Source organism: Micromonospora maritima, assembly GCF_902825405.1.
GTDB lineage: Bacteria > Actinomycetota > Actinomycetes > Mycobacteriales > Micromonosporaceae > Micromonospora > Micromonospora maritima.
Window position 1 is genome coordinate 1 of sequence record NZ_CADEAU010000360.1, and the last position, 5,566, is coordinate 5,566.

At 75.6% G+C, this 5,566-nt stretch carries 6 protein-coding genes; all 6 read right to left on the reverse strand.

Features of this window, described 5'->3' with window-relative positions; all coding sequences use genetic code 11:
- Positions 1-1,083: 1,083 nt before the first annotated feature.
- Positions 1,084-1,482 (reverse strand): DUF3040 domain-containing protein, encoded by a 399-nt coding sequence (locus tag HUW36_RS24370; RefSeq protein ID WP_091573265.1) that lies wholly within the window; start codon positions 1,480-1,482, stop codon positions 1,084-1,086.
- A 115-nt stretch (positions 1,483-1,597) separates the two neighbouring features.
- Positions 1,598-2,857 (reverse strand): DNA polymerase IV, encoded by a 1,260-nt coding sequence (locus HUW36_RS24375; RefSeq protein ID WP_174530306.1) that lies wholly within the window; start codon positions 2,855-2,857, stop codon positions 1,598-1,600.
- Positions 2,858-2,896: 39 nt separating this feature from the next.
- A complete protein-coding gene (locus HUW36_RS24380) occupies positions 2,897-4,048 on the reverse strand; it encodes an alkaline phosphatase family protein (RefSeq protein ID WP_174530307.1) in 1,152 nt (383 codons plus the stop codon).
- A complete protein-coding gene (locus HUW36_RS24385; RefSeq protein WP_174530308.1) occupies positions 4,045-4,794 on the reverse strand; it encodes a methyltransferase domain-containing protein in 750 nt (249 codons plus the stop codon). Before HUW36_RS24385 ends, HUW36_RS24380 begins: the two co-directional genes overlap by 4 nt.
- 33 nt (positions 4,795-4,827) lie before the next feature.
- Positions 4,828-5,007, reverse strand: coding sequence for a hypothetical protein (locus tag HUW36_RS24390; protein WP_091573261.1), 180 nt, complete (start codon positions 5,005-5,007; stop codon positions 4,828-4,830).
- Positions 5,008-5,105: 98 nt separating this feature from the next.
- Positions 5,106-5,566: OB-fold nucleic acid binding domain-containing protein (locus tag HUW36_RS24395; RefSeq protein WP_246248310.1), on the reverse strand; the 461-nt coding region annotated here is incomplete at its 5' end.

The following is a 5,566-nucleotide window of genomic DNA, read 5'->3' on the forward strand; positions in this document are numbered from 1 at the left end:
CCCTACACGACGCTCTTCCGATCTCGGGTCCGGGCGGCCGCACCGGCGGCGACCGCGGTGACCGTACCCGGGCAACGGGGCGGCCCGCGCGAGATGGTGGTCGAAGTGGACGCCGACGCGGCCCGCGCCGACGCGCACGCCGCGTGGGACGAACTGCTCGACACACTCGTCGACTTCCACGTCCGGGTGGACCGTACGGAGACCCCACGGGCGACCGCCGAGCGGTTGAGTCGGGAGGCGCTGGCCGAGGACACCGGCGCGGCGACCGGGGTACGGCTGCTGGGTCGGGCCGAGGAACGGGCCCGCTACGCCCGGAACCCGCTCGGCGGCGCCGAGCTGCACCCCGCGCTGCGTAGCGTCCGGGGCGCGCTCGCGGCCCGCGCGGACCGGCGGACGAGGCTGATGGCCGCGTTGCTGCCACCGTCGGTGTTGTCGCGGTGGCGGACCTCCGTGGCCGAGCGGTCGGCCCGGCTGGTGACCACGACCGGGCGGGCACGGCAGCGGTTGCTGCGCTGGAACCCGCGTCGCCTCCTGGCGGGCCGCCCCGCCCGCTGACCCACCCTGCCGGCCCACTCCGTCCCGGCCCCCTCCGTCCCGGCCCACCCCGTCCCCGGTCGCCCCGTCGATCAAGGAGTTTGCGTCAGCTGCCGGCTGTTTCCCCGACGCAGACTCCTTGGTCACCGCAGCGGGGGCCAACCGCCGACGCGACGCTGCGAGATCTTGGTACGGGGCGGCCCCTCCACGGGCGGCTCCGTACCAAGATCTTCGGGTTTGGAAGGTCTGTCTCGCGCTCACCGTTGGGACGCGCGGTGGCGTGTGCCGAGTGGGGCGCGGCGCGGTGTTCGGGTCGACACGCGACAGTCGCGGGTGTGCCACGAGAGAGTCCGGCGCGACAGTCGCGGGTGCCACGGGAGAGTCCGGCGTGGCGGGCAGGGGTGCCACGGCGGCAGGCACGGTGGGGCGTGCGGGCACGACGGCCGGCCCGGCACGGCCCGACCTCGGCCATGGTGAAGGAAGCGCGCTCGCCGACGGGTCGACGAGTCGGCGCCACGGCCCGCCCCCGAGATCAGGGGCGGGGCGGGATCAGCGGTGGCCCTCCGGGCGCTGCCGCCAGCGGTCCTCCATCCGGTCGAGGAAGGAACCCCGGCGACCGGCGCTGCGGCCACGGGGACGACGCCGGCTCGTCGTGCCACCCACCACGTGCAGGTCGGGTGACTGGGATCTGCGGTGCGACTGCGCCGCGAAGATCAACGAGGCCAGCATGACGACGAAACCCGCCACGGCCACCGCGGGAATCTTGATCACGGCACCGTAGATCAACAGGGCCAGACCAGCGACGACCACGCCGGCAGCGACGAGCACGCGACGCCGCGCGTGGAAACGCGGGTCGCTGGCGCGCACGGCCGAGGCGAACTTGGGATCCTCGGCAAGCGACCGCTCGATCTGCTCGAACAGCCGCTGCTCGTGCTCCGAGAGCGGCACGGCACTCCTCCCCGGTCACGTTGGTCGGCCCGGTCGGGCCGACAGACCGTGGCAGCCAACCGGCTGCTTACCCGCAAGTCTACGAGGGCCCTCGCGCGTCGGAAAGCGGGACGACCTACGGCCGGGTCGGTTTTTCGACTCGTCGTGGATCGCGCCTGCCGAGAAGACTGGCCGGACCTATGACGGACCGCCCGAATCGGGCAGCCGCCGCGTCGGCCGCCGCCTCCGCCTCCCGCCAGCCGCGCTCCGGAGCGCCCAGCGTGAGCTGCTGCGGCGTCTCCTCGGCGGCGGCGAGCCCTTCCATCCGGACACCGACCAGCCGGACCGGCTCACCCGGGGCGAGCGCACCCCAGAGCGCCCAGGCCGTGTCGAACATCTCCCGCGCGGTGTCGGTGGGCACGGCGAGGGTGCGGGAGCGGCTGATGGTGCGGAAGTCGGCGAACCGGACCTTCAACGACACCGTGCGGCCCACCTGGCCGGCCGCGCGCAGCCGGGCACCCGCCTTGTCGGCGAGGGCGAGCAGGGAGCGCCGGATCTCGGCCGGGTCGGTGACGTCGGTGTCGAACGTGACCTCGGCGCCTATCGACTTCTCCACCTGCTCCGGGGAGACCCGGCGCGGGTCTCGCCCCCAGGCCAGCTCGTGCAGGTGGGCGGCGGACGCCTCACCCACCGCCCGACGCAGCAGGCCGGCCGGCGCCTCGGCCAGGTCGCGCACGGTGCGCAGGCCGAGCCGGCGCAGCGCCTCGGCGGAGCGTTCCCCCACGCCCCACAGCGCCGACACCGGCAGCGGGTGCAGGAACTCCAACACCTGGGCGGCGGGCACCACGAGCAGCCCGTCCGGCTTGGCCCGGGTGGAGCCGAGCTTGGCCACGAACTTGCTCGACGCCACCCCGACCGAACAGGTCAGGTGCTGCTCCTCGGCGACCCGACGACGGATCAGGCCGGCGATCGCGGCCGGCGGGCCGAACAGCCGGCGGGCGCCGGTGACGTCGAGGAACGCCTCGTCCAGCGAGAGCGGCTCGACCAGCGGCGTGACGTCGCGGAAGATCCGCATCACGGCCCGGGAGGCGGTCGAGTAGGCGGTGAAGTCGGGCGGCAGGTAGACCGCGTGCGGGCAGAGCGCCCGGGCCCGGGCGGTGGGCATGGCGCTGCGGACGCCGTAGCGGCGGGCCTCGTAGCTGGCCGAGCTGACCACCCCGCGCGGGCCGACGCCGCCCACCACCACCGGCCGGCCGCGCAGCTCCGGGTTGCGGCGCACCTCCACCGAGGCGAAGAACGCGTCCATGTCGACGTGCAGGATCACGCAGCCGGTGTCGTCGGCGTCCGGCCCGAAGCGCGGATCCCCGCCCCGGGGCAACGACTGGCTGCGGCCCATGCCCCGCAGGCTAACCCGCCGGTCCGACAGGACCGCCGGTCAGCCCCGGACCACCAGCAGCGGAACGGTCATCTCCGCGGCGGTGTCCGCGCCGTGGTACGCCACCAACTGCGACACCACCAGCGGCTCGGAGCGGGTGGCGACCACCGCGTACGTGTCCCGACAGACCACCACGACGTCACCGATCCGGGCCAGGTGCTCCTCGGGCACCGGCCCGAACCAGCCGGTCGCCACCGCTTCCGCCCGGGTCAGCACGTCGGCCGCCCCGCCCAGCACCCCGGTCCAGGTGGCCACCACGTCGGCCTCGGCACCGGGCTCGACGTGCAGGTAGCGAACCCGGGGCTCACCGGCGACCACCCGCACCCCGGCCCACAGCCGCGGATCGGTGTCCAGGTCGATCCGGTGCCGGGCGGGGATGTCGAGTTGGCCGTGGTCGGCGGTGACCAGCAGCGCGGCGTCCGGCGGCAACCCGTCCACCAGGCGGGCCAGCAACGCGTCCACCTCCGCCGCCGCCGTCCGCCAGGGCGCGGAGTCGACGCCGCTCAGGTGGCCTTGCCCGTCCAGGTCGGGGTGGTAGCCGGAGACCAGGGTGGGCCCGGCGCCGGCGGCCAGCGCGGTCGACATCCGCGCGGCGAGCGCGTCGATGCCGGCTGCGCCCCGGTAGTCGCCACCCCGGTTCGCGGCCAGGGTGAGACCGCTGCCGGCGAACTCGGGGCGGCTGACCACGGTGACCGCCACCCCGGCGGCCCGGGCCCGCTCGTACCAGGTGGGGACCGGTTGCCAACGCGTCGGATCGGGGTCGCCGGCCCAGTCGATGTGGGTGAGCACCCGGTCCGTGCCGGGCACCCGGACGGTGAAGCCGAGCACACCGTGCGCGCCGGACGGGGTGCCGGTGCCGAGGCTGACCAGGCTGGTCGGGGTGGTGGAGGGGAAACCGGAGGTGAGCGGCACGCCGGTGGTGGCGGCCAGCCCGGCCAGGGTGGGCGCGTACGGCGCGGCGGTGGGGATCTGGTGCCAGCCGAGCCCGTCGACCAGCAGCACGGCGATACGGCGTACCCCGGCGAGCCGGGGTGTCAGGTCGAGCAGGTCCACCGCGCCGGGCACGCCGAGCAGCGCGAGCGCGCTGGGCAGCACGTCGGCCAGGCTGCCACCGCCGTAGCGGGGCGCCACCCGGTCCAGGGGGCCGGTCATGCCGGGCGGCGGGCGAAGACGTGCAGCTGGGCGGCGAGGTCCCGGTACGGCGACCGGCCGGCCAGGGACCGCTCCAGCTCCACCAGGGCGGCCGGTTGACCGTCCGCCACGGCGGCCGGCAGCAGGTCGGCGAGGACGCGTACGCCGTGGATCTCCTCGACGACGAGCCCGGCGGCGGTGAGCAGCGCGGCCACGCCGTCGGCGTCGTAGCGGCGGCGCAGGGTGTCCCGACCGCCGGCGGTGCCCTGCGGGTCGGCGGCGAGCGCGGCGGCACTGTCCAGTTGCCCGTTCATCGCCCGGCCGAACACGGCCGCGGCCCGTCCGGCGACCAGCACGCTCGCGGCTCCACCCGGGCGGAGTGCGGCGACCAGCGCCGCGGTCACCGGCTCCGGGTCGTCGACCACCTCGAGGACGGAGTGGCACAGCACCAGGTCCACGGAGGCCGGCTCGACCACCCCGGCGAGCGCGTCCGCGTCGCCCTGCCGCGCGCGTACCCGGTCGGCGACCCCGGCCTCGGCGGCCCGGCGGGTCAGCGCGGCGAGCGCGTCGGGACTGGCGTCGACCACGGTGACCCGGTGGCCGGCCTCGGCGAGCGGGACGGCGAAGCCGCCGGTCCCGCCGCCGACGTCGAGCACCGAGAGCCGCTCGCCGGCCCGCCGGTCCAGTTCGGCCCGGAGCACGGCCCAGATCACGGCGGTGCGGGGGGTGAGGGTTCGGGTCTGCTCCACGTCGCCGAGCCTAACCATGGCCATCAGGGCCGGTCACCCCCCGCCGCCGGGTCAGGACTCGCCGCCGCCGGCCGGGTCCTCCTCGGCGCGGGAACGCTGGGCGTTGGCCACCGGACCCTCGGTCACCTGGTATTCCCGCGGCTCGACCTCGTGGGTGGGCGCCCACCCGGTGCCGAGACGGGTCCGTCGGGCGTTGGCCACGCCACCGGGGTACGTGCTGTGAAAGGTCATCTGGTTCATCCCCCATACCCGGGTGGGCCACTCTGCCCACCCGTGTCCGGGAGTCTCCCGCCTCGCGCTCCCGGAAACCGTAATGTGGATCACTCCACTCACCGGAAATCCCGGGACGCCGGCGTGACGGGCGGCTCGATCGCGTCCAGCCGGTCCGCGGTGAGGTTCGTGACGCCCTCGTGCCGCTGCAACCGGCCCCGCACCACAAGTGCCCCGCTGGTGCGGGCGATTCGACGGTAGCGCTGCCACAACCCGGGGGAGCAAGTGACATTGAGCATCCCGGTCTCGTCCTCCAGGTTGAGGAACGTGACCCCGCCGGCGGTCGCCGGGCGCTGCCGGTGGGTGACGATCCCGCCGACCCGGATCCGCTGCCCGGGCGGCACCTGACCGAGCCGGGCGATCGGCACCGCGCCCAGCGCGTCGAGCCGGTCCCGGATGAACCGGGCCGGGTGGCTCTCCGGGGACAGGCCGGTGGCCCACACGTCGGCGACCAGCCGGTCCACGTCCGCCATGCCGGGCAGCGTGGGCGGGTCCGCGCCGGTCACCGTGCCGGGCAGCC

Excerpts from the sequence above, each read along its gene's own strand:
- HUW36_RS24390 (WP_091573261.1), bottom strand. The coding sequence starts at position 5,007 with ATGACCTTTCACAGCACGTACCCCGGTGGCGTGGCCAACGCCCGACGG.
- HUW36_RS24385 (WP_174530308.1), bottom strand. The coding sequence starts at position 4,794 with ATGGTTAGGCTCGGCGACGTGGAGCAGACCCGAACCCTCACCCCCCGC.
- HUW36_RS24380 (WP_174530307.1), bottom strand. The coding sequence starts at position 4,048 with ATGACCGGCCCCCTGGACCGGGTGGCGCCCCGCTACGGCGGTGGCAGC.
- HUW36_RS24375 (WP_174530306.1), bottom strand. The coding sequence starts at position 2,857 with ATGGGCCGCAGCCAGTCGTTGCCCCGGGGCGGGGATCCGCGCTTCGGG.